This window comes from Pseudomonas sp. EB271-G4-1, from assembly GCF_058791355.1.
Window position 1 is genome coordinate 1 of sequence record NZ_JBYTEO010000089.1, and the last position, 23,965, is coordinate 23,965.

Sequence of the window (23,965 nt, forward strand, 5' to 3'; positions counted from 1 at the left end):
AGCCCCAGCGAGGGGCCGAACGCCAGGGGCAAGAGCCCTTGGTTACTTAGGGCCGGGCGGCGTTCCGTTTTTCCAAGACTCGCTGTAAGAGCGAAACCATAAGTCGCCGTTACCGCAGCAACGGATATACACCCAATCCAAATATGCAACCAGCGCACGCAAGCGTCTGAGGTCTATAGACCCTGAGCGTAGAAATGCGGGTTGTCCAGGCCGGGCTTGCCATAACGCAGCGCATCGCCGGCAAGGGTGCGAATCTGCCCACCGGCCGCGACAAGCACCGCATGCCCCGCGGCAATGTCCCACTCCATGGTGCGCCCCAGGCGCGGATAAAGGTCTGCTTCGCCAGCAGCCACCAGGCAAATCTTCAGCGATGAACCGGCACTTTTCAGTGAACGCACCTGACGCCCGTCGAGGAATTTATCCAGCGCCTCGGCATCGCCATGGGAGCGGCTGGCGACCACGTCCAGCCCCTCCTGCGACACCGTTCGGCAGTGAATTGCCTGGCGCTCTCCCGTCTGTTCGATAAAGGCGCCGTAACCACGGGCACCGGCAAACAGTCGGTCCAGCGCGGGCGCCAGGACTACCCCGAGCACCGGTTCACCGTTATCGATCAGGGCGATATTGACGGTGAACTCGCCATTGCGATTGATGAACTCCTTGGTGCCGTCCAGCGGGTCCACCAGCCAGAATCGCTGGCCCACCTCGGGCACATGGCCGGCAGCGGCGGCCTCTTCGGAAATCACCGGGATCTGCGGCGTGCGTGCAGCCAAGGCCTGCAGAATCAGCGCCTCGGCGCGCTCGTCAGCCTCGGTCACCGGCGAGGTATCGACTTTCCCGCGCACCTCGAAATCCGAGCGATACACCTCCATCACCAGCTCGCCCGCTGCGCGAACAATACCGATGACGTCTTCAAGCAGAACAGTCATTGAGTCGTTCATGGGAATTCTCCTGTTTTTGTTCTTCGTATGGTCCGTTCGGCCTATGCGCCGTTTTGCGGATCCGGGAACAGTACAGACATCTACAGCCCCGCCACTCAGCAAATGGATGTTTAACAGGAGTTCCCGTGTCCCACGGCAATCAGTTATCCGTTGCGCAGATCAACCAGCTGCGCCTGCGTGCCGTGCAGTTGCGCATCGGCGGCAGCACGCTCAAGACCATCAGCCAGGACACCGGGCTCTCATCGCCGACCATCATCTCTGCCTACAAGGCGTGGCAAGCCGGTGGCTGGAGCGCCGTGCCTGTGCGCGAACGTGGGCGCAAGCAAGGTGAGGGCCGCAGCCTCAGCGCCGAGCAAGAACGCAGCATCTACCAATTGCTGGTCAGCACGCTGCCGGAACGGCACCAGCTGCCGTTCCTGCTCTGGCAACTGGAAGCGATGCAGGCATTGGTCAAGCGTCTGCACGATATCGACCTGCCAGAACGCACCGCCGCCCATTATCTGCAACGCTGGCAGCTCAATGCCGAGCGCCCGGCCAAGCGTGTCGCCAATGCTTCGCTGGCGGTGCAGCGCTGGTACCGCAGCACCTACCGGGACATTCTCGAACAGGCGCGTACGCAGAACGGCGAGATCCACTGGATCGATGACTACGGTGCGCGCAACGACCAGGGCAAGCTCAGTTACGGGGTGCTGCGCGCGGTCAGCAATCGCGGCAAGGTGCTCTGGCTGCCTTACGAAGACGGGTTGCGCGCCCCCCACCTGGAAGAGTTCTTCGACCGCCTGTGTCGCTCGGCCGAACGCAAAGTCTTCGCGCTGCTCTCGGGCATGCACTGGCAACGCGCCGCGACCTTTATCACCTGGGCTGGCGAACGCGCTGAACGCCTGCATCTGTTCCATCTGCCGCAAGCCAGCGCAATGCTCAGCGGTGCCCGCGAACTGGCGACCCAGATCAGTCAGCAAGCCGCGCGCGTCAGCCATGACGATGTGCCAGCGACCATCGCCCCCCCTCTTCCCCGCGACCCCATGCTGCAGATGTTGCGCCTGATGTTAAAACATCAAGTCGCGCATAAGTCCGAATCGCAGCAGTTGTACGTTGATAAACGACAACAACAAAAAGCGAGAGGAAAATCTATGACGCTTACCCACCTGCAACGACTGGAGGCCGAGAGCATCCAGGCAATGCGCGAGGTTGTCGCCGAAGCCGACAACCCGGTCATGCTCTACTCCATCGGCAAGGACAGCGCGGTCATGCTGCACCTGGCCATGAAGGCCTTCTACCCGGCCAAGCCGCCCTTCCCTTTGCTGCATGTCGACACCACCTGGAAGTTCCAGGAGATGTATCGCTTCCGCGATCAGATGGTGGCCAAGCTGAACGTGGACCTGCTGACCCACACCAACCCCGAAGGCATTGAAATGGGCATCAGCCCGTTCAAGCACGGGTCGCAGATCCACACCGACATCATGAAGACCGAAGGCCTGAAACAGGCGCTGGATCACTACGGTTTCGACGCGGCCTTCGGCGGTGCGCGACGCGACGAGGAAAAATCCCGGGCCAAGGAACGGATTTTTTCCTTCCGCTCCGACCAGCATCGCTGGGACCCGAAGAAGCAGCGCCCGGAACTCTGGCACCTGTACAACACGCGCAAGCACAAAGGCGAGTCGATTCGCGTCTTCCCCCTTTCCAACTGGACCGAGCTGGACATCTGGCAATACATCTACCTGGAAAACATCCCGATCGTACCGCTGTACTTCGCCGCGCCGCGCCCGGTGGTCGAGCGTGACGGCATGCTGATCATGGTCGATGACGAACGCATGCCGCTCAACCCGGGTGAAGTGCCGATGATGCGCAACGTGCGCTTCCGCACCCTGGGTTGCTACCCGCTCACCGGTGCCGTCGAATCCGAGGCCGACACCCTGCCCAAGATCATTCAGGAAATGCTGCTGACCCGCACGTCCGAGCGTCAGGGGCGAATGATCGACCACGACTCGTCCGCATCGATGGAGAAGAAAAAACAAGAGGGGTATTTCTAATGGCACACGTATCTGACCTGATTGCCGAGGATATCGGCCAATACCTCAAGGCCCACGAGCACAAGAGCCTGCTGCGGTTCATCACCTGCGGCAGCGTCGACGATGGCAAGAGCACCCTGATCGGACGCCTGCTCTACGATTCGAAAATGCTCTTCGAAGACCAGATGGAAGCGCTGGAGGCCGACTCGAAAAAAGACGGCACCCAGGGTGGCGAACTGGACTTCGCCCTGTTGGTGGATGGCCTGGCCGCCGAGCGCGAACAAGGCATCACCATCGACGTGGCCTACCGTTTTTTCTCCACCGACCGGCGCAAGTTCATCGTTGCCGACACCCCGGGCCATGAGCAGTACACCCGCAACATGGTGACTGGCGCTTCCACCGCGGACGTGGCCGTGGTGATGATCGATGCCCGACGCGGCGTACTGACCCAATCCAGGCGTCACAGCTACCTGGCCTCGCTGCTCGGCATTCGCAAGGTGGTATTGGCGGTCAACAAGATGGACCTGATGGACTACTCGGAGAAAGTCTTCAACGCCATCGTCGATGACTATCGCGCCTTCGCCAAACAGATCAACCTGCAGGATTTCACCGCGATCCCGATGTCCGCACTGCGCGGCGAAAACATCACCGAGCAGAGCGAGCACATGCCGTGGTACCGCGGCACCACGCTGATGGGCTATCTGGAAACCGTTGAGGTCGACGAGGCGCACCAGCAGAAACTGGCGTTCCGCATGCCGGTGCAATGGGTCAATCGCCCCAACCTGGATTTCCGTGGTTTCACCGGGACCATCGCCAGCGGCGTGATCCATCCCGGTGACCGCGTCCGTGTGTTGCCAGCCGGGCAAGAGAGCCGGATCTCGCGCATCGTTACCCTCGATGGCGACCTGCAACAAGCCGTGGCTGGGCAGTCCATCACCCTCACCCTGACCGATGAAGTCGATTGCAGTCGCGGCGATGTACTGTCCACCGCCGAAGACCCGGCCAGCGTCGCCGACCAATTCCAGGTCAGCCTGATCTGGATGCACGAACAGGCCATGCTCGCCGGCCGCCCGTACTTGATGAAGATCGGCGGCAAGACGCTGTCGGTCACCTTGGCGGTGCCCAAGTACAAGATCAACGTCAATACCATGGAGCACTTGGCGGCCAAGGAACTGGCGTTGAACGAGATCGGCGTGTGCAACCTGTTTACCAGCCAGCCGATCGCTTTCGATGCCTATAAGAACAACCGGGAAACCGGCAGCTTCATCCTCATCGACCGCCTGACCAACGCCACCGTCGGCGCCGGCCTGATCGAGTTCTCCCTGCGCCGCTCGCAGAACATCCATATGCAACACGTGGATGTGAACAAGAAGGCTCGCGCCGAACAGATGGGCCAGCAGCCGGTGCTGCTGTGGTTCACCGGTTTGTCGGGGGCCGGCAAATCGGCCATTGCCAACCTGCTGGAAACCCGCCTGTACGCTCGCGGCCGCCATACCTACCTGCTCGACGGCGACAACGTGCGTCACGGCTTGAACCGCGACCTGGGCTTCACTGACGCCGACCGCGTGGAAAACATCCGCCGGGTAGCCGAGGTGTCCAAGTTATTCGTGGATGCCGGGTTGATCGTGTTGACCGCCTTCATCTCGCCCTTCCGTTCCGAGCGCGAGATGGCGCGTGGGCTGCTGCAGGAAGGCGAGTTCATCGAGATCTTCGTCGATACGCCGCTGGCCGTGGCCGAAGAGCGCGACCCCAAGGGCCTGTACAAGAAAGTCCGCCGCGGCGAGCTGAAAAACTTCACGGGCATCGACTCGCCTTATGAGGTGCCGAGCAAGCCGGATATTCATATCCAGACCAGCAAGCTGACGCCCGAGGGTGCAGTGGATCGGATCATCGAGGTGCTGATCGAGCGCGGCTTCATCGGCAAGGAACTCTAGCCCCGGCGCCCGGTTCGCCGGGCATCCAGCGAGCACCCTGCGGCGGTGCTCGCCTAATCAAGAGAGTCTAACAATGACAATCAGCTCTATTGACGAACAACAGTTGTTGAGTGGCCAGACCTGGGCCACGTTCTGCGATCACCTCAAGCGCTGCGGCGAGCAGATCCTGCGCCCCGAAGCACCGGCCGATGCGGCCACCCGCGCCGAAGGTTTCCGCTACCTCACACGCCTGCTGCGCATCGGCCTGGAGATGCACATCGAGTTTGCCGACCCGGCCTTTCCCAGCTTTTTCAAGACTTCCCACGAGACCGCGAAGATTGGTGCCGACAACCCGGATAACCTCTACGAGTACTCGCGCCTGGACGGCACGCTGCAATACCGCATCAAAGGCCAGCGCGGCAGCGTCGCCTACCTGAGCTTTGGCACCCAGAAAGGCGGTTACGAAACCGACGGCACCTTGATCCAGACCGGCTTCATCGACGCCAGCCAGCTGCAGGTCGATGCCCAGGGCAATTTCGAGATCATCCTCAGCACCGAGCCGCAACCGGGCAACTGGCTGAAGATGGAAGACGCCACCAATGCCCTGATCGTGCGCCAGACGTTTCTTGACCGTCGCAGCGAAGTGCCGGCCAAGCTGAGCATTGAGCGCATCGGCACCGAGAGCAAGCCGCAGGCCCTTGATCCGGCGACATTCCAACAGGGCCTGGCGCGGGTATCGAGCTTCGTGGAAAACACCGCGAGGCTGTTCGCCGACTGGAGCCAAAGCTACCTGCCGCACAGCAATCAACTGCCTCCCGCCAACCAGGCGCTCTGCCAGTCCGTGGGCGGTGACCCGAACATCTTCTATTACCACTCGCACTGGGCGCTGGCCGAGAAAGAGGCGCTGGTGATTCACATCGACAAGGTGCCGGACTGCGACTTCTGGAACTTGCAGATCAACAACTACTGGATGGAATCGCTGGACTACCGCTACCACCAGATCTGCTTCAACAAGCACCAGGCCCGCTACGACGAAAACGGCGGCGTGACCCTGGTACTCAGCGAGCTCGACCCTGGGGTAAGCAACTGGCTGCAAACCGCCGGCGTACGCCAAGGCACCCTGTGCCTGCGCTGGGTCGGCGCCCAGGAGCAATGCCACCCCACCACTCGCGTAATCAACGTGTCTGCCGTGGCGGAGGTCGTATGAACGCGCTCACTCGCATTGAAGACCTGACCGTGGAAAACCTGTTGGCCAGCGCCATCGCGCGCGCCAATGGCCTGAGCGATTTTGGCGATGACAACTATCGCGAGTCGTTGCAGGCGCTGCTGGTTGCGCTGGCCGCCGAAGCCCGGCTGTCACCGTCCGGCCTGTATTTGCTGGAAGAACGGCTGGTGGGGCAACTGGTCAACCGCCTGGTGATGGAGGACTACCTGCGCCGTTACCCGGAAATTATCGAGATAGCGATCGACGATCCGCTGGTCATCGTGGGTCTGCCGCGCACTGGCACCACCATGCTTCAGCGCACCCTGGCGGTCGACCCGCGCTTCTACTCGGCCGCCTGGTGGGAGACGCGTTTTCCGGCACCGCTGGCCGACGAAACCCTGGCAGTGCCGGCCAAGCGCATTGCCCAGGCCAAGGCCGAGGTCGACCTGATGGCCGAAGTCATTCCGCAGATCCTGGCGATCCACCCTCTGGACGCCATGCTCTGCGACGAAGAGTTCATGCTCATGGAACACTCGTTCATGTGCGCCATGGACGCCTACGTCAATGTGCCCAGCTACACCCACTGGCTGGACCGCCAGGACCAGCGCCCGGTCTACACCCAACTGAAAAAAATGCTGCAGTTCCTGCAGTGGCAGAAACAACAACGGGGTGAACCGATGGGCCAGCGTTGGCTGCTCAAAGCGCCCCAGCACCTGCACACCTTGCATTTGCTGCTGGATGTCTTCCCCAAGGCCCAGGTGATTCTGACCCACCGCGAACCGGCCCAGACCATCCCGTCGATGGCCAGCATGGCCCACACCCTGTGGCAGATGTACAGCGACACCCCGGACCCGAAAGCCGCCGGCGAGCAGTGGAACACTCGCATGGCGCGCGGCATCCGGCACACCATGCAGGTACGCGATCAACACGCTGCCGAGCGCTTTCTCGACATCAACTTCGCCGACACCGTGACCCAGCCATTGCAAGTGCTGGAGAAGGTCTACGCCTTTGCCGACCTGGCGTTTACCGATAAAGCCCGCGCCGACGCGCAGGCCTGGCTGTCGCAAAACAGCCGGGAAAAACGCGCCAGCCATGACTACAGCCTGGAGCGCTTCGGTCTTAACGAGGCGCAAATGACCGAGGACTACCGCGAATATCGCGCCCGCCACCTGAGCGTCAATCACTGAACAAGGGCTGGAGTAACCATGGAAAAAATCATGTTGACCTTGTGGAAGCCGACACAACCGAGCGCCGGGCAATGGCGTGCGGATTTGCTTGGCCTACACGACGAACTGGCTCGTGCCGGCGCCAAAAATATCCGTGTCATGGTGGTCGATGAGGCGGTGGCCGCTGCCCACGCACAGCGCATCACCAACAGCGCCGTGCCGCTGGACGGGCTGCTTTCGTTGTGGCTGGACAGCGCCTCGCAATGGCCCGCCATCCAGGCAATCGTGGCGCCGCAGACCCGCCGCCAGGAGGCTTATCTGGTGGTGGAATCCGAGCCCTACCCCGAAGAACGCCAGGCTCGCGCCGCTCAGTACCGGGTGCCACTTGGCGAGCGCACACCCGGCATGAATCAGGTAGCCCTGCTACACAAGCCCCACCGGTTGAGCTACGAGCAATGGCACGACACCTGGCGCAACGGACACGGGCCCAAGGCCTATCCCCTGCAATCGATTTTCGGCTACCGACAGAACACCGTGGTGCGCTCGCTGTCCTTCGGCGCGCCGGTGCTGCACGCCATTGTCGAAGAAAACTTCCCGCCCGAAGCCATTGGCAATCAGCAGGGGTTCTTCGCAGCCCTTGGCGATCCGGACACCTGCGCAAAGCGCCAGCAGGCCATGTACGAATCGACCAGCCAGTTCATCGACTTCGAGAAAATTGACTGCATCCAAACCAGTGAATACCAACTCAGCGAGTGAGTTGCCCACAAGGAGGCTTTCCATGTTGGATCTAGAAGCAATCGAGCTGATCAAACAGCTCAAGGCGCGCTATTTCCGCGCCATCGACACGTGCAACCTCTCGATGCTGCAGGACATGCTCACCGAAGACATCACCCTGTCGTTCAAGAGCCCGGCCTACGAGTTCCACGTCAACGGCCTGGGCGATGCACTGGACTTCTACCGCACCTCGTTCACCAAGACCCGCCTGGCTACCCACAACGGTCACACCCCGGAAATCGAAGTCAGCGGCGATCAGGCCACAGCGCTCTGGTACCTGAGCTACGTGTTCATCAACCTCGAGGACAACACCCACATGCATGGCAGCGCGATCTACCAGGATCGCTACATCAAGCGCGGCGAGCGCTGGATGATCGCCCAGACGGGTTACGAAACCCTGCTCGAGACGATCCAGCCCTTGAGCGAACACCTGCAGATCACTTCCCGCCCCATCAACTGAACACACGACAGGAGACCGTCATGGCAAGAGCCGAAAACATAGTGACCTCCCACACAGTGGAAATTGACGCCCCCGCCCGAGTGGTCTGGGAAGTGCTCGTTGACCTGGACAATTACCACCTGTGGAACAGCTTCTGTCCGAGCATCCGCTGTGGCCTGCAGATCGGCGACGAAGTACATATGCAGGTACTGACTCCCGATACCGGCGAGACCGTCCCGGTCTTCGAATACCTCGTGGCCTGCGACCCCGAGCAGCTGTTGTCGTGGGAGCAGCGCCCCGTTCCCGAGAACATGGACGCCGCCCGCCGCGACCAGTACATCAAGGCCATCGATGCCAACCGCTGCAGCTATTTCACCACTGACATTTTCCTGGGCCTGAACCAGGACACCATCATGCGTGAACACGGCGCCTGGGTAAAAATCGGCTTCGACCAGATGGCCCTGGACCTGAAACGCCGCGCTGAAGAACTGCACGCCAGTCGCGCCTGATCGCCTTATTCCCGACCAAAACAATAAGAAGGTAATTGCCATGTTGCTCAAAGACAAAGTCGTCATCATTTCCGGTATCGGTCCTGGCCTGGGCATCAAGCTGGCCGTGCGTGCCGCGGAGTACCAGGCCAAGGCCGTGGTGTTGGCCGCGCGTACGCCGGCCAAGCTCGATCAGGCCGAACAAGCGGTGCGCGACGCTGGCTACAGCACCCCGATCCTGAAAGTCCCCACCGACATCACCCAGCCCGAACAGTGCCAGACGCTCGCCGACCTGACGACCGAGCACTTCGGCCGGATCGACGTATTGATCAACTCTGCCTACGCCCATGGCGCCTGGGGCACCTCCTCCGCATCGGCCATGGACGACTGGCGCAGCGCAATGGACGTCAACCTGTTCGGCACCCTGCACATGACCCAGGCCGTGCTCCCACAGATGAAGAAACAGAAGTGCGGCAGCATCGTCATGATAAACACCATGGCCACCCGCACCCCCAACCAGCTGGAATCGGGCTATGCCGTCTCCAAAGGCGCGTTGAAAACCGCCGTGCAGTACCTGGCCCAGGATCTTGGCCCGTTCGGCATCCGCGTCAACTCTACCTTCATGGGCTGGATGTGGGGCGCGCCGGTGATTGGCTACTTCCAGAGCGAAGCCAAGCGCCTGGGGGTGCCGATGGAGTCGCTGGTCGAGCAGATCGCCCAACAGATTCCGCTGCGCAAGATTCCTGAAGACAGTGATTGCGCCATGGCTGCGCTGTACCTGGCGAGCGACTACGCCAAGGCCATTACCGGCGCGCAACTGGACGTCAACGGCGGCCACTTCCTGCCCTGCTGAACCCTTCAAGGCGACGTGAACGTCGCCTCTTTTGCGACGGCCATGCGAAGCCCGTGTGGCCCTCCCCCTGGAGATTACCGACATGCTGGATCTCGTTGCCATCGAGCAGATCAAACAGCTCAAGGCCCGCTACTTTCGTGGAGTCGATACCTGCAACCTTGAGCTGCTGCGCAGCATCCTTTCACCCGACGTGAAGGTCCGATTCGACAGCCCGACTTACCAGTTCGAACTCAACGGGATAGAAGAGGCTATCGAGTTCTACCGCACCAGCTTTACCAACCGCCGTTTCGGCATGCACAACGGCCACACCCCGGAGATTGCGGTCAACGGTGATGAAGCCACGGGCCTGTGGTACCTCAACGACGTGTTCATCAACCTCGATGAGCAGACCCTGCTCAACGGCAGCGCGATCTACGAGGATTGCTACGTCAAGCTGGAAGGCGAGTGGCGCATCTTGCGTACCGGTTATAAACGGCTGCTGGAGATGATCGGCCCGCTGGATCCCCAATGGTCGATCACCTCTCAGCCGATCAACTAATACTCCTCTCCCCCTGATGATCGTTCCCACGCTCTGCGTGGGAATGCATCCAGTGACGCTCCGCGTCACCGTTGCGCAGGGCTCAAGTCAGGCGTCGACAGCGGAACGCGGAGCGTCCCTGGATGCATTCCCACGCAGAGCGTGGGAACGATCAGTCAGCGGGCAAAAAAAAGCCCTACCGCAATGCGATAGGGCTTTTGTCATTGCAACGACCCAGGGCTCAGCGCCCGATGGCTCGCGCCGCGTCCGCGGTGTACTGGTCCGGGGTGAACTTGCCTTCGTTGAGGATCGGGCCTTTCTTCGATTCGTTGGTCATGCCGTAGCCGGTGTACTGGCCGGAGTTCAGGTCCATGAAGAACTGCGAACCGGCCTGCCAGCCGCTCATGTCAGGGTGGTAGTAGTAGTTGATCATGGCGTGCTTCCACAGCTGCCCACGGGCATCGTAGTTGTCGGCCATGACGGCGTTCCAGGTATCTTCATCGATGAACAGCACACGCTTGCCGTAGACATGACGGAAGCCTTCCTTCAAGTTGGCTTCCACCACCCATACACGGCGCAACTCGTAACGCATGAAGTCCGGGTTGGGATGATTCGGTGTGAGGATGTCGGCGTACTTGACCGTCCCGGTATTAGGCTTGAATGCGTTGGCCGGGCTGTAGATCTCGCGCTTGCCGATCAGCTTCCAGGAGAAGCGCTCCGGTGAGCCGTTGAACAAGCGGTCCTCGTCGACGGTCATGGTGCCGTTGGTGCCGATCATCGGCTGATCGTAACCATAACCCGGCAATTGCCGTACACGTCGGGTCGATGGGCTGTAGGACCAGGCCTGACGCGCATCGGTGCCATAGTTGTAGGGTTCATGGGCAATACTGAGGTTACCGTTGTCCCGGGCCGGTTTCAGGGTCATGTTGTTGCTTAGGGCCGAGAGCTTGTCTTCCGTGCGGGAATCGACGGTGGGTGAGTTGGCCAACGACAGGTTACGCGCGTAGGCACGCCCCCAGCCAATGTTGCCGTTGGGCAGGACCGACGCCAGGTCGGAGGTCTTTTCTTCCGTGTAGGCACGGGCTGGCAGTTGGTGGTTCCACAACACTTCCACGCCGCTTTTAGGGATCGGGAACGGCACCTGGCCAATCCCGGTGAAGCCGTCGCCGTTGTTGACCAGCTTGGCGTGCAACGCGTTGTCCATCGCGCGGCGGCAGACGTAATCGGGGTAGCGGAAATCCCGGTGGCCTGGATAAATATTCATCTTGTAGGTGGTCGGGTATTTCTTCAGCAGGGTCTTCTGCCCTTCCGTCAGGTGCGACTCGTACTGGCTCATGTTCTGCGCAGTGATCACCAGGATCGGCTTCTCCGCAGCATAGGGGTCTACCGGTTGGTCGCCGGAGAACTTCACATGATTCCAGCCTGGCACTTCACCCAGGTACTTGCCGGTGTACGGCGGAATGGTGCCCTCGGCGTTGCCGGCTTGCTCGGCGCCAACACAGGTCAGTTCCTTGCCCAGTTTGGCGGCTTCCTGAGGTGACACCTCGGCGAGCGCAGAACCCATCAGCCCGCTATTGGCTGTGACTGCGACCGCGAGCATGAGACCTGTTCTTGTTATTTTCATGTAATGCCTCCTTCGCTGATAAGGCTTTGTGGTGTGTACCCATTGTTCGTGTTCTGCCGGCCCCAACATCGTCCGGAAAGACTAAGGCAGCGTTATGCGTCCAGTTTTTCTTGCAGCTGTGCCTTGAGCACCTTGCCGGTGGCATTGCGGGGCAAGGGTTCGAGTACCCGATAGACCTGTGTCGGCACTTTGTAGGCGGCCAGGCGCTCGGCAATGAATGCGCAGATCTGCGCCGCTTGGGGCAGCGTCGATGCCTGGCCATGCACGGCCAGCCCCACCGTCTCACCCAGCAGCGGGTCGGCGATGGCGAATGCAGCCGCTTCCAGGACACCGGGCATATCGAGGACGCAGGTTTCAACTTCAGCGGCGGAGATCTTTTCGCCACCGCGGTTGATCAACTCCTTGACCCGGCCGGTAATGCTGAGGAAACCCTCATCGTCGAGGTAACCGATGTCGCCGGTATCGAGCCAACCGTCGCGCAGGCTTTGCGCAGTGGCCTCGGGCAGGTTCCAGTAGGCGCTCATCAAGGTTGGCGAACGCAACCAGATCACCCCGCGAGTGCCCGTCGGCTGCGGCTGCTCGGGGCTTTCACCGATGCGGATGTCGACAATCGGCAATGCCCAACCTGCTGTCGCCGGCTTGTAGACAAACGGATCACCACCAATCGCCGCGCCGATGCCGTTGCTTTCGGTCAGGCCGTAGCCGGCTCCGCCGATGACGTCGGGCTTGATCTTGAGCATGTCGTCGAGCACGTTGGCGGACGATGCGCCGCCGCCCAGGCCCAGACCGAACAGGCTGGCGGTCTGCTCACTGCCAAAGCGCGGCGAGGCGAGCAATTGCTGCATCATCACCGGGGCACCGTTGAACTGGGTGCAGCGCTCGTCGCGAATCAGGTCTATCGCGCGTTCGACATCCCACTTGTACATCAGCATCAAGCGTCGACCGCCGCGCAATGCCGACAAAAACTGCGCATGCAAGCCGCTGACATGGAATAGCGGAACGGCCGCCAGCGTGGTGGGTGGATAACCGCTGTTGATCACCACACCGATACGCTCGGGCGAACTCATGGCGCAAAACGCGCCCTGGAAATCCAGGGCAAACAGCGCCTGGCAGATTGCCCGGTGACTGGACACGACGCCCTTGGCGCGGCTGGTGGTGCCGGAGGTGTAGAGGATCAGCGCTGGTGCGCCAGGATCTATTTCCAGCGTTGGTACAGGTTGTGCGGGGGCGCTGATCAAGTCCTCGAAACGCAGGCAGTACTCGGGCAAGGCAGGATCCTCAGCCCCGACGACGATCGTGGCGCGCTGCTCGCGGGCCAGGTCTTCACGCAGGGTATTGAGGCGCGCTTCGTCGCACAGCAGCAGGCGCGAACCGCTGTCCTGCAACGCGTATTGCAACTCGTCGCGCAAGCCCCAACTGTTGAGCGGCACACACACCGCGCCGCAGCGCTGGATCGCCGCGAAGGCCACCAGCCATGCCGGCTGGTTGCGCATGGCAATCGCTATCCGATCGCCCGGCTGCACACCAAAATTGGCAACCATCTGCCCGGCCAGGCGGTCGACCTGGTCGAAGTATTGGTTGAAGGTCAGGCGTTGCGATTGCCACATCAGAAATTCGCGATCGCCGTGGACTCGACCGGCGTCGATGACTTGCAGCAGGTCGTGGGGGGCGTGACGGAAGTAGCGTGGAGCGCCGTCATCGGGCGTCACCACTTCAAAGGGCGAGCCGGGGGCGATCAGTTGGCGCCACGCGGTTTGCCAGCGTTCAATGCTCATTTTTGTTTTCTCCAGAACGGGCGAAGGACCTGTGGGCGCGGCTCGGCATTCAACATCTTCATCGCCTGACACTCCGATATCGCGGGCAAGCCCGCTCCCACAGGGTTTTGTGTGGTGTGCAGGTGTCGTGTACACCCGCGATCCTTGTGGGAGCGGGCTTGTCCGCGAAGGGGCCGGCACATTCAACATCTTCATGGCCTGACACTCCGCCTTCGCGAGCAGGCTCGCTCCCACAGGGGTGTTGTGTCGTGTACAGGTGTGGGGTACACCCGCGATCCTTGTGGGAGCGGGCTTGCCCGCGAAGGGGCCGGCACGTTCAACATCCTCATTGCCTGGTACTCCGCCTTCGCGAGCAGGCTCGCTCCCACAGGGGTGTTGTGTGGTGTGCAGGTGTCGTGTACACCCGCGATCCTTGTGGGAGCGGGCTTGCTCGCGAAGGGGCCGGCACGTTCAACATCCTCATTGACTGGCACTGCGCCTTCGCGAGCAGGCTCGCTCCCACAGGGGTTTACGCGTTGGTCGAATAGCGTTCGCAATGGAAATCCCGGTCACCCAGGCAGCTCTGCGCAACGCGCACGCGCTTGAGGTACAGGCCGACATCCAGCTCGTCGGTGACGCCGATGCCGCCGTGCATCTGTACCGCTTCGTTGGCGACCTTGATCGCCGTGTCGCCGGCTTTCCATTTCGCCAGGCTGACCAGTCGAGCGCGGGCCCGAGGTTCGAGGCCGGTGTCATCCAGGGTCGCCAGCGCGGCCATCAGGGCGCTGCGGCTCAGCGCCAGGTCGATGTACATCTTCGCGGCGCGATGTTGCAGGACCTGGAAGGTGCCAATCTGCGTGTCGAACTGCACACGGGTCTTGAGGTACTCCAAGGTGGTTTCGAACAGCTGCTCGGCCATCCCCAACAGTTCCGCCGCGAGGCAGGCGCGGCCCCGGTCCAGTGCTGTTTCCAGCACGGCCCAGCCCTCGCCCAGGTTGCCCAGCAGCGCGTCACTGCCCAATTGCACCCGATCCAGTTGCAGGCGTGCGTGGTTGCGCGAATCGATTTGCGGCAAGGCGCTGACCATCAAGCCCGGCGTATCGGCCGGCACGAGGAACAGGCTGATGCCTTGCGTCTCACCCGGCTGCCCGGACGTGCGTGCCGCCACCGCGTAGGCATCGGCACCCAGGCCATCGACCACCCAGAACTTGTCGCCGTGCAAGCGATAGCCCTGCCCTTCGGCCTTGGCCTCAAGGGCAATGCGACTCGGATCGTGGCGCGAGTGTTCGTCCACGGCCAAGGCCAGGCGCTGATCGCCACCGATCAGCGCTGGCAACCACTGCGCCTTCTGCGCCGCATTACCCGCCAGTTGCACCAGCGAGCCGCCCAGCACCACGCTGGACAACAGCGGCGTGGCAGACAGGTTGCGGCCCATGGATTCGAAAATCGGCCCAAGGCCCTTGCAACCGAAATCCAGGCCACCGAACTCTTCGGGAAACGCAATTGCGCTCCAGCCCAACGCTACCGCGTCACGCCACAGCTGCGGCTCGAAACCCAGGGCCACCGCCTCATCCCGCAACCGACGCTGGGCACTCACCGGACTGCGGGCAGCGAGAAAGTCCCGGGCGCTGTCGGCCAGCAAACGCTGGTCATCGTTGTAACGCAGGCTCATGGGGTGACTCCTTTTTTAGCGTCGGGCAAGCCCAGCACGCGCTTGGCGATGACGTTGAGTTGGACCTCCGAGGACCCGCCGGAAATGGTCAGCGCATAACTGTTCAACCAGGAACGGGTGACCGCCAGTTGCTGCTCGCTGAACGCCGGACTATTCCAGCCGAAGGCGTGCCCGGCCATGGCATCGAGTAGCACTTCGAACTTGTCGCGCTCCTGTTCAGTGTGCGTAAGCTTCATGATCGACATCAGGCCGCCGATGTCATCGCCGGCCCGTGCTTCCTCACCCATGCGCTGCACCGTCAGGTTGTAGGCATGTTCATTCATCGCGCAGGCCGTCGCCCGCGCCTGCAAGGCATGCTCGCCCTGGGTCTGTGGTGCCGGCACGTATTGGCGCATCAGCGCCAGCAGGTCGACGTGCGACGGCAAGCTGAACTCGCCGAATTTCGACATCGCCTTGCGTTCGTGCTGCAACAGGTACTTGGCCAGGTTCCAGCCGCCATTGAGCGGTCCGATCAACTGGCTCTTGGGCACCTTGACGCTGTCGAAGAACACCTGGCAGAACGCCGACTTGCCGCTGATCAAATCGATCGGTTGCGGCTTGACCCCGGGGCTGCGCATGTCCAGCACGATCAGGCTGATGCCTTCGTGTTTCGGCACGTTGAAGTCGGTGCGCACCAGGGCATACATCCAGTCGGATTTGTCGCCGTAGGAGGTCCAGATCTTGCTGCCGTCCACCACGAAGTGGTCACCGGCATCGCGGGCGGCCATTTTCAGGCTGGCGAGGTCAGAGCCGGCGTTAGGCTCGGAGAAGCCCTGGCACCAGCGCACTTCGCCACGGGCAATCGGCGGCAGCAGGTCGCGTTTCTGTTGCTCACTGCCATAGGCCAGCAATACCGGCCCGAGCATCCAGATGCCGAGGTTGATCTGCGGCGGCCGGCACTTGATACGGCGCATCTCGCTTTCCAGCACCGCCAGTTGTTCGTCGCTCAGGCCGGCGCCGCCATATTCCTCGGGCCACTCGGGGCAGAACCAGCGTTTGTCGCGCATGCGCTCGAACCACAGGCGTGCGTCTTCGCAGGGAAACTGCGGGTTCTGGCTGCCCCACACCACATCGCCTTCCGCCATGCCCGTGCGCATGGACGGCGGGCAGTTGGCCTCCAGCCAGGCACGGGTGTCCTGCCGAAATTGTTCGATCGTGCTCATGAAAGTCCCCTTGGACCCGCCCCGGGTCCGGGGCGAGTACGGTTTTTGTTGTTGATGGACGAGCGTCAGCGCAGGGTGCGCGGCATGCCGAGGCCAAACTGGGCGATCAGTTCGCGCTGGATTTCATTGGTGCCACCGCCGAAAGTCAGGGTCGTTGCAGAGCGCAATTCATACTCCAGGTCACCCTCCAACAGCGTCGCCGCCGAACCGCTGCGCATCGAACCATTGGCACCGACGATCGCCGCCAGCTTGCGCAGGATCTCGATGGCCGACTCCGAGCCAAACACCTTGGTGGTCGAACTCAGCGCGACGCTCATGCGGTCGAGCTCGAGATCGGCGGCTATGCGCATGTTGATCAGGCGCATCGCCTCCAGGCGCGCGTAACACTCGGCCAGCGAGCTGCGCACCCAGGCTTTGTCCATCGCCCGACGGCCCTGTTCATCGCGGGCCCGCGCCCACAGGTAAACCCGGCGAAACAGCGCCACGACTTTGTCCGACCAGGTACCCAGGCCGAGGCGCTCGTGGTTCAACTGCGAGGTAATGAGTTTCCAGCCACCGTGCAACTCACCGACCAGCATCTCGTTGGGCACCCGTACGTTGTCGTAGTAGGTGGCCGCCGTCGGAGTGCCAACGGTATGGATCAGCGTGTGGGAGAAGCCCGGTGTCGTGGTATCGACGATCAGCAGCGAGATGCCTTTGTGCCGCGCCTGGGTCGGATCGGTACGGGCCGCCAGCCAGACGAAATCAGCCGATTCGGCACCTGAGGTCCACAGCTTGTTGCCATTGACCAGGAAACCTTCATCGTCCTGACGGGCACTGGTTTTCAGCACGGCCAGGTCGCTGCCGGCGTCGGGTTCGGAATAACCGATGGCGAACATGATTTCGCCCGCGGCGATCCCTGGCAGAAAGCGCTCTTTCTGCAGCTCGCTGCCATGGGCCATCAAGGCCGGGCCGACGGTGCTGATGGTCACGAACGGCAGTGGCGCCCCGGCGATGTTGGCTTCTTCGAAGAAGATCAACTGTTCGGTGGCGGCATAGCCCTGGCCGCCATGGGCCTTGGGCCAGCCAACCGCGAGCCAGCCGTCGCGGCCCATCTGGCGGATGGTCTGGCGAAACAGCTCGCCGCCTTCCTTGCCGCGCAACTGCGCGCGCATGTCCGGGGTCATCAGGGCCTGGAAATAGTCCCGCACCTTGTGGCGCAGGGCATGTTGTTCGGGAGTGAGGTCGACGAACATCTGCTGCTCCTTAGGCTGTGCCGAGTATCAGGCCGCTGGTGGGTACGCCGGTGCCGGCGGTGACCAGCACGTTCTGCACATCCGCCACCTGGTTGACCGCCGTGCCACGCACCTGGCGTACCGCTTCGGCGATGCCGTTCATGCCGTGGATATAGGCCTCGCCCAATTGCCCGCCGTGGGTGTTGATCGGCAGTTTGCCGCCACGGGCGTGGTGCCCGGCGCGGATGAATTCCTTGGCTTCGCCGCGTTTGACGAAGCCGAACTCTTCCAGCTGCGGCAAAACGAACGGGGTGAAGTGGTCGTAGATCACCGCGGTCTGGAACGCGTCCGGGCCCAGGCCCGACTGGCGATACAGTTCGCGGGCGACCACGCCCATTTCCGGCAGCCCGGTGATGTCGTCGCGGTAGAACGAGGTCATGCTCTGCTGGCCATGGCTGATGCCTTGGGAGCCGGCCTTGATGGTCACCGGCTTCTGCCGCAGGTCGCGGGCACGCTCGGCCGAGGTGATGATCATCGCTACGGCGCCATCGGATTCCTGGCAGCAGTCGAGCAGGTGCAGCGGTTCGCAGATCCAGCGCGAGGCCTGGTGTTCTTCCAGGGTGATCGGCTTGCCATGGAAAAACGCCTGGGGGTTGGTCGCAGCGAAATCCCGCGCCGCCACCGCGACACGGCCAAAATCTTCGGAGGTGGCGCCATAGGTGTGCATGTAGCGCTGGGCGAACATCCCGACCCAGGCGGCTGGCGTATGGAAGCCGTGGGGCATGTACCAGCCGTAGTTGACGTTGTCGAAGGTCGGCGTCGAAGCGAAGCCGTAGGCACCGGTGCCGAAGCGATACCAGGAACGCTCGTTCATGGCCCGATACACCACCACCACTTTCGCCACGCCGGTGGCCACCGCCATCGCCGCGTGCATCACCGGCCCGCAGGCGGCGCCGCCGCCGTGGGGCACCTGGGAGAAGAACTTGACGTCCTTGCACCCCAGCAGACGGGCGATTTCGTACTCCGGGACCTTGTCCACCGAGTAGGAGCTGAAGCCCTCTACTTCGCTTGGGTCGATGCCGGCATCCTTAAGCGCACTCAAGGTGGCCTCCAGGGCCAGGCGCAATTCGGTGCGTCCGGAGTTCTTGGAAAATTCGGTCGCGCCGAGGCCAACGATCGCGGCGCGCCCGGAAATCGATGAATCAGTCATCTGTGTCTCTCCGGCTGTCAGGGCAGGACCAGCGCGACCGTGCCGGTCACGTGGTTGCCCATGGAATTTTTGCCGCTCAAGGTGATTTCCACCGCGCGGGTGTCGGCATCGAGCGCGCTGACGCTGCCGCTGAAGGTCATGCAATCACCGGGATAATTCGGCGCGCCAAGCTTGATTTTCAGCGCGGTGAATTGCGCCAGCGGCCCGGCCCATTGTTCGATGAAGCGCTGCACCAACCCGTTGGTGGTGAGGATGTTCATGAACACATGGGGCGAACCCAGGGCACGGGCCGCCTCAGCGTCGTGGTGACCGGGAAAGTAATCACGGGTGGCAATCGCCCCGCCGTTGATCAGGGTCACGGTAATCGGCACCGCGAGCTCCGGCAGTACTTCGCCGGGGCGCACGTCTTCAAAGCGCTTGGTGTTCTTCGAGGTCATATTTCCATCCCAGCTTGTCGTTATCGTTGAGCCAGTCGCCCAGGCGTTCCAGGTTGGCTGCCGAGCCACCGAGGGCAAGGGACAGGCCGCGACTCCAGTAGAGAAAACGGTGGATCGGGTACGTCAGGTCGACGCCGATGCCGCCATGCACGTGCTGTGCGACATGGCCGATGCGGTGCCCCGCTTCGCAGGCCAGCCAGGCGGTGGCCAGGGCTTCGGAAGGCGCCGGCAAGCCGGCATCGATGCGGTAGGCCAATTGCCACAGCGCCGTGCGCAAGGCTTCGACGGCGATATGGTTGTCGGCCATGCTCATCTGCACCGCCTGGAAGCTACCGATGACCCGCTCGAACTGCCGACGCTCGCTGACATAGGCCACGGTGCGGCGGATCTGCTCTTCGCTGACCCCCAGTTGCAGGGCCGCCAATGCCGCCACGCTGCGCAGCTCCAGCCAGGCGACCGCCTCGGCCGGCAACAGCGCCGCCGCGTTCACGGTCAAGCCCTGGATGTGCAGGTCGGCCGCCGCTTCGCCGTGGGTCATCACTGCCGGCACCCGCTTTATCTCGGGCGCCGACAGATCGAGCAGCAGCAAACGTGGCTGCGCGTCGACGTCTACCAACACCAGCGCGGCCTGGGATTGCTCGCCCAATGCCAGGGCCGCGACCCGGCCGTTGACCGACCAGCCGTCGGCGCACGGACAGGCTTGCAACTCGATACCCAGCGCGCTGCTCAGGCCCTCCATGGACAGGCTCAACAGCGCCTCGCCGGTTGCTGCCCTCGCTACCCAGCCGGCACTGTCGCCAGCATCAAAACGGGCCAGGGTCGCGGCGGCCAATTGATGACGCCACAGCGGCACCTGGGCCAGGGCCTTGCCCTGGGCTTGCAGCACCAGCATCAGTTCGGTCATGCCCAGGCTGCTGCCACCGTGCTCTTCGGGAATGGCCAGGGCATGCAACCCGGTCTCGATGCACAGCGCCCACAGCGGCGCCATCATCGGCTCGCCGCTGGTATCCCACTGGCGCATATAGTCGTCATGGCAGTGGTCGACAAACAGGCCGTCGGCCATCTGCGCAATGGCGCGCTGGTCTTCGCTCAATTCGAAATCCATGGGGGCTCCTATGCCTCTACCGGCCGAAACATCGGCAGGGTCAGCTGGTCATCGAAGGTCTGGAACTCGACCTGCAACGGCTGGCCGATCTGCAACTGGTCCCGCTCGACACCGACCAGGCCGGCGATCAGGCGCACGCCTTCGGCCAGCTCGATCAGGCCGATCGGGTTGGGGTAATCGAACGGCGGCACTTCGGGGTAGTGCATCACCACGAACGAATACAAGGTGGCGCGGCCGCTGGCCTGCACAGTGTCCCAGTCGAAGCTGTGGCACTGGATGCACACCGGTGCCGGTGGATGACGCAAGGTCTTGCACGCCGTGCAGCGCTGGATCAGCAACTGGCCCTGCTCGCAGCCCTCCCAGAAGAACCGCGTGTCATCGCTGATGCCCGGCAGCGGGCGCTTGGCCTTGGCCGGTGCTGACTCAACCTTTGCCGGCGCCTGGGCATTGGCCGCTCGGAACTTGAAGACGCGAAACAGCAACTCGCCGACCGGCTCATCGCCACCGGCTTTTTCGACGAAATGGCTCATCACCAGGGTGACGAAGAAACCAGTGCCCAAGGCGGTGGTTTTCTCATCGCCGACCGAATCCAGGCGCGTGGTGTAGTAGAGTTTTTCCCCCAGGCGCACCGGGCGGGTGAAGCTCAGTTCGGAGTTCACCGCCACGGTGGAGGCGTAGCCGTAGGCTTCCATTTCCTTGAGCACCTCGTAAGGGTTCTCGTCGGTGGAGCCAGGTGGGTAGTTGTTGGCGTGCAGGCCTTCCATGGTCCACACCTGCAACATCGCAGGCGGGGCGATCAGGCCCTCATGTGCGGTGCCCAAGGCGAAACCCGCGTCGGTGTACAACGGGTTGTCCACGCCCATGACTTCGCACCACTGGCGAATCATCGGGGCGTTGACCTCGTCCCAGGCATACACGCGGCCGTACTGGCGCCCCACCAGGGCGCGCACATTGGATAGCAATTGTGGATCAGCCAAAGTCGTCTCCTTCACATTGAAGGCGGCCACCGAACCCGGTCGCCGCAATAGGTCGATCAGGTGGGCAGCACCTGCGCGGCACCGAGAAATGCCGGGCGTTCACCACCGCCATGCAGCAACAGGTTGCAACCGCTGGCGTAACCGGCCAGCGGCGATGCGATGTAGAGGCAGGCGTTGGCGATGTCTTCGGCCACGGCCATGCGGCCCGCCGGAATGCCGGCAGCCACAGCGGCGATACCGGCCTCGGAGCCATAGTGCAGATGCGCCTGTTCGGTCAGCACCAGGCCCGGGCTGACCGTGACCACCCGCACCTTGGGCCCCCACTCCACCGCCAGCGATTGCACCAGCGCCAGCACCCCGGCCTTGGCCGCGCCGTAAGCGGCGGTGCCTGGCGAGGAGCGCAGTGCACTGATGCTGCCGATAAAGACGATGCAACCGCCCTGCGCCTGGGCCTGCATCAGCCGGTTGGCGTGCTGGGCGACGTTGAGCGGCGCGATCAGGTTCAGGCCGATGATGCTTTCATGAAACCGCGGCGATGCCGTGGCCGCGTCGGTGGCTGGGCTGCCACCGGCGTTGTTGACCACCACGTCGAGGCGGCCGAAGTCGCGCTCGATGGTGGCGAACAGGCGTTGCAGGGAATCGTGGTCGCGCACATCGGCGGCAATGAAGGTCGCGCGCTTGCCGGCCAATGTCGGCACCTGCTCGGGTTCGCGCCGGGCACAGACGATCACCCGTGCGTTCGCGGCCAGAAATCCCAGCGCGATACCGGCGCCGATGCCCTTGGTGCCACCGGTGACCAGCACCACCTTGCCGCTGTAATCAAGACCCGAATGCAGCTCCATCATGTGCTCCTTTTTCTACTGACAAGGATCACTCTAGGGACGAACCGCAGGGCAAACTACGTCTGAACGGACGATGAAAATTTAACGCCATGAACAGGACACTGGCGCCAATTCACACCTTGCCTGGTCCTCGAAGATGCCCATGTCCGACTCACCTGCTGCACCGGTTCTGCTCGAACACCCCCTGCCCGGCGTCGCCCTGCTGCGGCTCAACCGCCCCCAGGCGACCAACGCCTTGAGCCTGGAATTACAGGCACTGCTGTCGCGTCATTTCACTGAGTTGGCGATTGATCCCGAAGTGCGCTGCATCGTCCTGACCGGCGGTGACAAGGTGTTCGCTGCCGGCGGCGACATCAACAGCATGGCCGGGGTCGGCGCCATCGACATCTACAAGCGCCACACCGAACGGGTCTGGGGGCCGATCCAGCACTGCCCTAAACCTGTGATCGCAGCCGTCTGCGGCTACGCCTACGGCGGTGGTTGCGAACTGGCGATGCACGCCGACCTGATCGTCGCCGGGCGCAGCGCACGCTTCTGCCAACCGGAAATCCGCATCGGCATCATGCCCGGTATCGGCGGTACCCAACGTCTGGTCCGGGCCGTGGGCAAGGTCAAGGCGATGCGCATGGCGCTCACCGGCCAACCCATCAGCGCCGAGGAAGCCTGGGTGGCCGGGCTGGTCAGCGACCTGGTGGACGATGACCAGGTACAGGCCCACGCCCTAGAGCTGGCGCGCGTCATCGCGGCGATGCCGGCACTGGCCGCCGAGCAGATCAAGGAGGTGATCCTGGCTGGCATGGATGCGCCGCTGGAGGCTGGTTTGGCTTTGGAGCGCAAGGCTAATGCGCTGTTGTTTGCGTCACGGGATCAGAAGGAAGGCATGCAGGCGTTTATCGACAAGCGGCCGGCGCGGTTTGAGGGGTACTAGGTGCTCATTTATCGGACACAAAACCTGTGGGAGCGAGCCGGCCCCGGGCGGCGTTCCGACGAAGGGTCCAGCGAATTCAACATCGTTCAACTGACCCGCCGCCTTCGCGAGCAGGCTCGCTCCCACATTGGATTCTACAGGTTCTGCGTACCCCTGTAGGAGCTGCCGCAGGCTGCGATCTTTTGATCTTCTACTCCCGCGGGTCAATCCGATCCAGCGCCAGGTACACCGCCAACTCCCCTAGCATGTGGCTTGCGCCATCCCCACCAGGGCATTGCGACTCGACCCCTGCGCGCGATCCGCCAGATCCAGGGCCATGACATTGGCTGAAGCGACTAAACCCGATCACTGATGGGCAGTGACGCGAATCAAGTTACCGAGCGGCCCCAGGGTGCACAAGCCGGCGGACTCTGGAGTAACTGTAGGCAACGACGCAAGGTGTTGTGGCTTTCGGGAATGGCCTTCCTACGAAGGCTAGGACGTTCAGAAGCGTCCTACGCATCCATCAGAAACATCCTATTTCCACCTCGACCCGACTTCGTGAAGGCTTGCGAGGCTCGCGCGCGGATGCTCATAAAAATCCATTTGCCCGTGCGTGCGCCAGCCCTCTGAAGCTGACCACTTCGCTGCCTGCTCCCCTTTCGTTACAAGGAACGTACACGCCATGGCAACGCTGCTCGACTGGATTTTTGGCCGTCA

General features: G+C 62.5%; 21 protein-coding genes and 1 pseudogene. 10 read left to right on the forward strand and 12 right to left on the reverse strand.

Annotated features, from left to right (window positions below):
* Positions 1 to 173 precede the first annotated feature (173 nt).
* Entirely contained in the window at positions 174 to 938 is a 765-nt protein-coding gene (cysQ, locus tag AC3WWR_RS28255) for a 3'(2'),5'-bisphosphate nucleotidase CysQ (protein WP_020801146.1), read from the reverse strand.
* A gap of 1,043 nt (positions 939 to 1,981) precedes the next feature.
* On the opposite strand from cysQ, the gene cysD reads away from it, so the two are divergent.
* From cysD to AC3WWR_RS28300, 9 genes are all read left to right on the forward strand, one after another.
* Entirely contained in the window at positions 1,982 to 2,968 is a 987-nt protein-coding gene (gene cysD, locus AC3WWR_RS28260) for a sulfate adenylyltransferase subunit CysD (RefSeq protein WP_225441952.1), read from the forward strand.
* Positions 2,968 to 4,881: a sulfate adenylyltransferase subunit CysN gene (gene cysN / locus AC3WWR_RS28265; protein ID WP_020801148.1), complete on the forward strand. Its 1,914-nt coding sequence runs from the start codon at positions 2,968 to 2,970 to the stop codon at positions 4,879 to 4,881. The genes cysD and cysN overlap by 1 nt, the downstream gene beginning before the upstream one ends.
* Before the next feature lie 73 nt (positions 4,882 to 4,954).
* A complete protein-coding gene (locus AC3WWR_RS28270) occupies positions 4,955 to 6,067 on the forward strand; it encodes a DUF1214 domain-containing protein (protein ID WP_020801149.1) in 1,113 nt (370 codons plus the stop codon).
* Complete coding sequence (locus tag AC3WWR_RS28275) at positions 6,064 to 7,251, forward strand: sulfotransferase family protein (RefSeq protein WP_020801150.1); 1,188 nt, start codon at positions 6,064 to 6,066, stop codon at positions 7,249 to 7,251. The genes AC3WWR_RS28270 and AC3WWR_RS28275 overlap by 4 nt, the downstream gene beginning before the upstream one ends.
* 18 nt (positions 7,252 to 7,269) lie before the next feature.
* Entirely contained in the window at positions 7,270 to 7,986 is a 717-nt protein-coding gene (locus AC3WWR_RS28280; RefSeq protein WP_151142818.1) for an EthD domain-containing protein, read from the forward strand.
* Between the two features lie 22 nt (positions 7,987 to 8,008).
* Positions 8,009 to 8,464, forward strand: a complete 456-nt coding sequence (locus tag AC3WWR_RS28285; protein WP_083349420.1) for a nuclear transport factor 2 family protein — start codon at positions 8,009 to 8,011, stop codon at positions 8,462 to 8,464.
* Between the two features lie 20 nt (positions 8,465 to 8,484).
* Positions 8,485 to 8,952, forward strand: a complete 468-nt coding sequence (locus tag AC3WWR_RS28290) for an SRPBCC domain-containing protein (RefSeq protein ID WP_020801153.1) — start codon at positions 8,485 to 8,487, stop codon at positions 8,950 to 8,952.
* 40 nt (positions 8,953 to 8,992) lie between these two features.
* Positions 8,993 to 9,784 carry an SDR family oxidoreductase gene (locus AC3WWR_RS28295; protein ID WP_020801154.1) on the forward strand — a complete coding sequence of 264 codons (792 nt, stop codon included), beginning with the start codon at positions 8,993 to 8,995 and terminating at the stop codon, positions 9,782 to 9,784.
* Positions 9,785 to 9,866: 82 nt separating this feature from the next.
* Positions 9,867 to 10,322, forward strand: a complete 456-nt coding sequence (locus tag AC3WWR_RS28300) for a nuclear transport factor 2 family protein (RefSeq protein WP_020801155.1) — start codon at positions 9,867 to 9,869, stop codon at positions 10,320 to 10,322.
* 220 nt (positions 10,323 to 10,542) lie between these two features.
* Here the strand turns inward: AC3WWR_RS28300 and AC3WWR_RS28305 are convergent, their stop codons facing one another.
* The 10 genes from AC3WWR_RS28305 to AC3WWR_RS28350 form a co-directional block, all read right to left on the reverse strand.
* On the reverse strand, positions 10,543 to 11,925 hold the full coding sequence (locus AC3WWR_RS28305) for a DUF1329 domain-containing protein (protein WP_248678453.1): 1,383 nt from the start codon (positions 11,923 to 11,925) through the stop codon (positions 10,543 to 10,545).
* A gap of 92 nt (positions 11,926 to 12,017) precedes the next feature.
* A complete protein-coding gene (locus AC3WWR_RS28310) occupies positions 12,018 to 13,700 on the reverse strand; it encodes a class I adenylate-forming enzyme family protein (RefSeq protein ID WP_492599248.1) in 1,683 nt (560 codons plus the stop codon).
* A gap of 508 nt (positions 13,701 to 14,208) precedes the next feature.
* Positions 14,209 to 15,351 (reverse strand): acyl-CoA dehydrogenase family protein, encoded by a 1,143-nt coding sequence (locus tag AC3WWR_RS28315; RefSeq protein WP_492599249.1) that lies wholly within the window; start codon positions 15,349 to 15,351, stop codon positions 14,209 to 14,211.
* Entirely contained in the window at positions 15,348 to 16,553 is a 1,206-nt protein-coding gene (locus tag AC3WWR_RS28320; protein ID WP_020801278.1) for an acyl-CoA dehydrogenase family protein, read from the reverse strand. Before AC3WWR_RS28320 ends, AC3WWR_RS28315 begins: the two co-directional genes overlap by 4 nt.
* A gap of 65 nt (positions 16,554 to 16,618) precedes the next feature.
* A complete protein-coding gene (locus AC3WWR_RS28325; protein ID WP_020801277.1) occupies positions 16,619 to 17,788 on the reverse strand; it encodes an acyl-CoA dehydrogenase family protein in 1,170 nt (389 codons plus the stop codon).
* A 10-nt stretch (positions 17,789 to 17,798) separates the two neighbouring features.
* Positions 17,799 to 18,977: a lipid-transfer protein gene (locus AC3WWR_RS28330; protein ID WP_020801276.1), complete on the reverse strand. Its 1,179-nt coding sequence runs from the start codon at positions 18,975 to 18,977 to the stop codon at positions 17,799 to 17,801.
* Between the two features lie 17 nt (positions 18,978 to 18,994).
* Positions 18,995 to 19,414, reverse strand: coding sequence for a MaoC family dehydratase (locus AC3WWR_RS28335; protein WP_033043866.1), 420 nt, complete (start codon positions 19,412 to 19,414; stop codon positions 18,995 to 18,997).
* A complete protein-coding gene (locus tag AC3WWR_RS28340) occupies positions 19,386 to 20,519 on the reverse strand; it encodes an acyl-CoA dehydrogenase family protein (RefSeq protein ID WP_432668366.1) in 1,134 nt (377 codons plus the stop codon). Before AC3WWR_RS28340 ends, AC3WWR_RS28335 begins: the two co-directional genes overlap by 29 nt.
* A gap of 8 nt (positions 20,520 to 20,527) precedes the next feature.
* Entirely contained in the window at positions 20,528 to 21,496 is a 969-nt protein-coding gene (locus AC3WWR_RS28345) for a bifunctional MaoC family dehydratase N-terminal/OB-fold nucleic acid binding domain-containing protein (RefSeq protein ID WP_033043869.1), read from the reverse strand.
* 56 nt (positions 21,497 to 21,552) lie between these two features.
* Complete coding sequence (locus AC3WWR_RS28350) at positions 21,553 to 22,338, reverse strand: SDR family oxidoreductase (protein ID WP_151142833.1); 786 nt, start codon at positions 22,336 to 22,338, stop codon at positions 21,553 to 21,555.
* Positions 22,339 to 22,480: 142 nt separating this feature from the next.
* Here AC3WWR_RS28350 and AC3WWR_RS28355 point away from each other — a divergent pair, with 142 nt between their 5' ends.
* Positions 22,481 to 23,266: an enoyl-CoA hydratase gene (locus AC3WWR_RS28355; protein WP_020801271.1), complete on the forward strand. Its 786-nt coding sequence runs from the start codon at positions 22,481 to 22,483 to the stop codon at positions 23,264 to 23,266.
* Between the two features lie 190 nt (positions 23,267 to 23,456).
* Here AC3WWR_RS28355 and AC3WWR_RS28360 read toward each other — a convergent pair.
* Positions 23,457 to 23,602 (reverse strand): annotated as a pseudogene (locus AC3WWR_RS28360) (DUF6124 family protein); the annotation flags it as partial.
* Between the last annotated feature and the right edge of the window lie 363 nt (positions 23,603 to 23,965).

Excerpts from the sequence above, each read along its gene's own strand:
- AC3WWR_RS28285 (WP_083349420.1), top strand. The coding sequence starts at position 8,009 with ATGTTGGATCTAGAAGCAATCGAGCTGATCAAACAGCTCAAGGCGCGC.
- AC3WWR_RS28315 (WP_492599249.1), bottom strand. The coding sequence starts at position 15,351 with ATGAGCCTGCGTTACAACGATGACCAGCGTTTGCTGGCCGACAGCGCC.
- AC3WWR_RS28275 (WP_020801150.1), top strand. The coding sequence starts at position 6,064 with ATGAACGCGCTCACTCGCATTGAAGACCTGACCGTGGAAAACCTGTTG.
- AC3WWR_RS28340 (WP_432668366.1), bottom strand. The coding sequence starts at position 20,519 with ATGGATTTCGAATTGAGCGAAGACCAGCGCGCCATTGCGCAGATGGCC.
- AC3WWR_RS28295 (WP_020801154.1), top strand. The coding sequence starts at position 8,993 with ATGTTGCTCAAAGACAAAGTCGTCATCATTTCCGGTATCGGTCCTGGC.
- AC3WWR_RS28325 (WP_020801277.1), bottom strand. The coding sequence starts at position 17,788 with ATGTTCGTCGACCTCACTCCCGAACAACATGCCCTGCGCCACAAGGTG.
- AC3WWR_RS28305 (WP_248678453.1), bottom strand. The coding sequence starts at position 11,925 with ATGAAAATAACAAGAACAGGTCTCATGCTCGCGGTCGCAGTCACAGCC.
- cysN (WP_020801148.1), top strand. The coding sequence starts at position 2,968 with ATGGCACACGTATCTGACCTGATTGCCGAGGATATCGGCCAATACCTC.
- AC3WWR_RS28310 (WP_492599248.1), bottom strand. The coding sequence starts at position 13,700 with ATGAGCATTGAACGCTGGCAAACCGCGTGGCGCCAACTGATCGCCCCC.
- AC3WWR_RS28270 (WP_020801149.1), top strand. The coding sequence starts at position 4,955 with ATGACAATCAGCTCTATTGACGAACAACAGTTGTTGAGTGGCCAGACC.
- AC3WWR_RS28355 (WP_020801271.1), top strand. The coding sequence starts at position 22,481 with ATGTCCGACTCACCTGCTGCACCGGTTCTGCTCGAACACCCCCTGCCC.
- AC3WWR_RS28280 (WP_151142818.1), top strand. The coding sequence starts at position 7,270 with ATGGAAAAAATCATGTTGACCTTGTGGAAGCCGACACAACCGAGCGCC.
- AC3WWR_RS28330 (WP_020801276.1), bottom strand. The coding sequence starts at position 18,977 with ATGACTGATTCATCGATTTCCGGGCGCGCCGCGATCGTTGGCCTCGGC.
- cysD (WP_225441952.1), top strand. The coding sequence starts at position 1,982 with ATGTTAAAACATCAAGTCGCGCATAAGTCCGAATCGCAGCAGTTGTAC.
- AC3WWR_RS28320 (WP_020801278.1), bottom strand. The coding sequence starts at position 16,553 with ATGAGCACGATCGAACAATTTCGGCAGGACACCCGTGCCTGGCTGGAG.
- AC3WWR_RS28335 (WP_033043866.1), bottom strand. The coding sequence starts at position 19,414 with ATGACCTCGAAGAACACCAAGCGCTTTGAAGACGTGCGCCCCGGCGAA.
- AC3WWR_RS28290 (WP_020801153.1), top strand. The coding sequence starts at position 8,485 with ATGGCAAGAGCCGAAAACATAGTGACCTCCCACACAGTGGAAATTGAC.
- cysQ (WP_020801146.1), bottom strand. The coding sequence starts at position 938 with ATGAACGACTCAATGACTGTTCTGCTTGAAGACGTCATCGGTATTGTT.
- AC3WWR_RS28300 (WP_020801155.1), top strand. The coding sequence starts at position 9,867 with ATGCTGGATCTCGTTGCCATCGAGCAGATCAAACAGCTCAAGGCCCGC.
- AC3WWR_RS28350 (WP_151142833.1), bottom strand. The coding sequence starts at position 22,338 with ATGGAGCTGCATTCGGGTCTTGATTACAGCGGCAAGGTGGTGCTGGTC.